Annotated in this window: 3 protein-coding genes; all 3 read right to left on the minus strand. The window is 42.8% G+C overall.

Translation table 11 applies throughout. From position 1 onward, the window contains the following. Nucleotides 1-674 (minus strand): beta-aspartyl-peptidase (locus HRU21_11895; protein ID NRA42991.1); only part of this gene is annotated, 674 nt, incomplete at its 3' end. Nucleotides 675-684: 10 nt separating this feature from the next. Further along, entirely contained in the window at nt 685-2,169 is a 1,485-nt protein-coding gene (gene yfcC, locus HRU21_11900; GenBank protein ID NRA42992.1) for a putative basic amino acid antiporter YfcC, read from the minus strand. A 66-nt stretch (nt 2,170-2,235) separates the two neighbouring features. Further along, the coding region (locus HRU21_11905) for a TonB-dependent receptor (GenBank protein NRA42993.1) at nt 2,236-3,827 on the minus strand (1,592 nt) is incomplete at its 5' end.

Consider the following 3,827-nt stretch of genomic DNA (forward strand, 5'->3'; position numbering starts at 1 on the left):
TTCATATGCGTCGGGTAGAACTGTGATATACTCTCAGGAAACTCTTCGACTACTTGATGCAATAAGTTCAAATGTTGATCATGGTCACCAACATGAATACTTACCACACCTTTCTTGCCACTTAACAAGCCTGCAACATGCGTATCTGCGGCGATACGTGCTAACTCATGCGCTGTAGGCTGTGAGCTACGGTGATCAGAAATTGCCAGCTCACCAACACCTATAACGGTATCGATATATATCATATCGTTACGTATATTGCCTGTCATTGTCGGCACAGGTACCTGATAAGCGCCGGTATAATGAAAACAACTAATACCTTGCTCATTTAATGCTTTTGCCTTGCCGTGAAGTTCACCCAAGGTTCTGGTGGTAGCATCGGTGCCTAAGGCTCCTATTACTGTTGTAACACCGGCTTTTACTGCATCAACTACATTCAACTCTGGGGTACGCGTGGCATAGCCACCCTCACCACCACCACCAGAAATATGAACAAGGCTATCAACTAAGCCTGGCGCCACAATACGATGATGGGCATCAATGATCTCGACATCATCACCATTAATTTCAATTTTTTCATCAATTCTAACAATACGCTTATCAGCGATAAGAATGTCACAAACACCTAAAGGCGTTGGTGAGTGAACTTGAGCATTACGAATAAGTTTTATCATGATAGATCTATTAAAATCCAGAATATACAGCAATAAACATGGCCAATGAGGCCAACAAAAATAAAAAGGCTTGCAAAGGAATAATAAAACGCAGCCATTGTGACCAATCTAGGCGCGCCGCACCTAAACAACCCATTAAAGACGCCGATGTAGGCACTATAATATTGGTCAGACCGTCACCAAGCTGAAATGCCAGTACTGCCGTTTGACGACTTACGCCAACCAAATCTGACAGCGGCGCCATCAAAGGCATGGTTAAGGCAGCCTGGCCAGAGCCAGAGGTAACAAATATATTAAACACACTTTGAAAAACCAGCATAAGCCAAGCTGATACCATCTCGTGCAAACCCGTCACTAATTGAGACACAGAATAAAGCATGGTATTAAGCACGCTTGGTGAAGATGGATCATCTCCACCTAACAATAAAACTAAACCTTTTGCAAATGCAACAATCAGTGCCGCAGGAAGCAACTGAGCAGCACCTTGCTTAAATGCATCTGCTGCTTGATTTGCAGTAAATTCGTTATGTTTATAAACAACAGAAATGCTTGCACACATCAAACCCATAGCAAAAAATTGGCTCGCAATCTCTGGCAAATAATAGCCTTTTACGGTAACACCCCATATGATCCAAGTAATGCCTGCTACTAATGTGGCCAGCACCAAACGGTCATGCCATGTTAGCTTGTTACAATCAATACTTAGAGGCTGCTCGGAACGAAAATAATCGTCACTGTGCCACGCTAAAGACAAATGCGGTGACGCTTTAATCTTTTGTGCATAACGCAAGGTATAAAGCAAGGTTAGCAAGGTAAAGAAAGCCCAAATCAGCATGCGAAAACCAGAACCCGATAGCAAAGGAAGACCGGCAACACCTTGTGCAATGCTGACAGAAAAAGGGTTCATCCATGATGTTGCAAAACCAACCTGTGTTGCCACATAAGTTACTAGTACGCCTGTAATACTGTCATAACCCAAAGTAATCAGGAATGGCACCAATATTAAGACAAAGGGAATGACTTCTTCTCCCATACCAAATACTGCACCACCTAAAGAAAAACTTATGAAGATAAGTGGAATAAACAGAACCTCTGCTTTGCCACTTATACTGATTAGCCGAATCAAACCACGGTCGACGGCACCTGTGGCCATAATCATGCCAAAGGAAGCGCCGGTAATTAAAATAAAGGCAAAAACACCTATCGCTGAGCCATATTTATTGCCCGAGACTAGCCCTTCAAAAGGTAAATTGAGCAGGCCAATTTTACCTCCTTCGGCAAATAACGGCACACCCTGTGCTTGCGCTGAATCGAGTGAAAAACTCTCTGGATTGAGAAGCGCTTTCTCAGATCCATCCGCCTGTACTTGGGTTTCCAGCTGGAAGCTGCCAGCAGGAATAAAATACGTCACCAAAAAAGCGACAATAATTACCGCCAACAGAATCAAATATGTATCTGGCATCGTGGCAGCTTTGATTTGCTGTTGTTTTTGCATGACATAAAATCCAGGGTTAAAAAAAGGGCAGTAAACTGCCCTATTTACAGTTAACAGTATCTTCGATTAGAAAGCGTGGGTGTAACGAACACTGTATGCTCGACCCATAACATTATGATTGTAAAAATCTACACCCTCATAGTTACTGTAGGTACGAGGAGCATCTTTATCAAACACATTGTCTACATTAAAAGACAAATAGCTACCACTGTCGAAATCATAACTAACGTTTAGATCCCAAACCGTCCATGAAGGCACATCACGAATGTCTGCAACATCGATACCAATCTCTGCCAGCTCATCAGTGGTAGGGCCACCTACACGATCATCCGTACCATCTTCCTCATAGCTGTGGGTATAATTAGCAAAGACACTTGTTGACCAGTTATTCTTTCTCCAGCGTAGCCCAGTACTAGCTTTCAAACTTGGGTAAGAGTACTCTCCCGCCAATTGATCAACTTCACAAGATTTACAAACTTTTTCTTCATACTCTACTAAGTAAGAAGCATCTACCATCCACTTCAAGGTACCGTAGTTATTCAGATCAAAGTATTGAGTATAGGCTAAATCAATGCCTTCGACATTTTGGAAACCAGTATTAAATAACTGAAAGTGGGTATCTAGTATTTCACCGGTATTTTCATCGATCAATACGCCAGCATTACCTGAAGATAGATCCGAAAGATTACTACCTAACACATAATTACCATCACGAATTTGCTCTTCAATCCAAGATTGTTCCACATCAGTATTAAAGGCAGATACGAGGTTATCGTATTCAATACGCCACCAATCGACACTCAAAGTAATATCATCGTTAGGTGTTAATACAAAACCAAAGCCGTAGTTATTAGCGGTTTCTGCTTCTAAGTCATCAGATCCTAACTCTTCGGTATTAAGTCCTTCTGTCACACCGTCGATATCGGCAACATCTACATCTGTACCATCACAAAAGTTAGCCGCATCACCCGTAACAGGGTTATCCAGATCAGACGGCAAATTCTCACAGCTAAAAGTATGGCTAGTTAAACGAGTGCCTTGCCCAGCTTGCGCCAACGATGGAGCGCGGAATGATGTCGACCAATTAGCGCGGAAGGTTAGTTGATCTAACGGCTGATAACGTAAGCGAACCATAGGGTTAAAGTCGGTACCAAAATCATCATAATGATCTAAACGCCCAGCTAGAGTTGCCTCTAAGCCACTTGCCAAAGGAGCAACCATTTCAAAAAAAGCTGCGGTAGAGGTGCGTTCATAATCGGCACTTGTGCCCGCATATGCCCATACTGGATCGTTAGTTTTTTCATTAGCAACTGTGACGCCAGCAGGTACATCGTTAATTTTCTCATTACGATATTCGACACCAAATGCAGCAGCAACACTACCAGCAGGCAACTCAAACAAGTCCATGGTAGAAATGGTTGCATCCCAACTAAGCATTTCGGCTTCACCACGGCGCTTGGCATCTGTTTTAAATGCATCGTTGTCAGCCGCATTTTGTTTGTTAAATGGATCGTACCAAACAGTCTCACCGTTACCAGTATTCTCACAGGTAACCGAAGTATCAATATACTGACCACCCACTGATAATGGTGGCTGATTATCAATTTCAATCGTATCGCCATCACCGATGTCTACAATACGCCCACCAGCACCTTCAA

The sequence above is a fragment of the Pseudomonadales bacterium genome (assembly GCA_013215025.1).
In the GTDB taxonomy this organism is placed as follows: domain Bacteria; phylum Pseudomonadota; class Gammaproteobacteria; order Pseudomonadales; family DT-91; genus DT-91.

Excerpts from the sequence above, each read along its gene's own strand:
- yfcC (NRA42992.1), bottom strand. The coding sequence starts at position 2,169 with ATGCAAAAACAACAGCAAATCAAAGCTGCCACGATGCCAGATACATAT.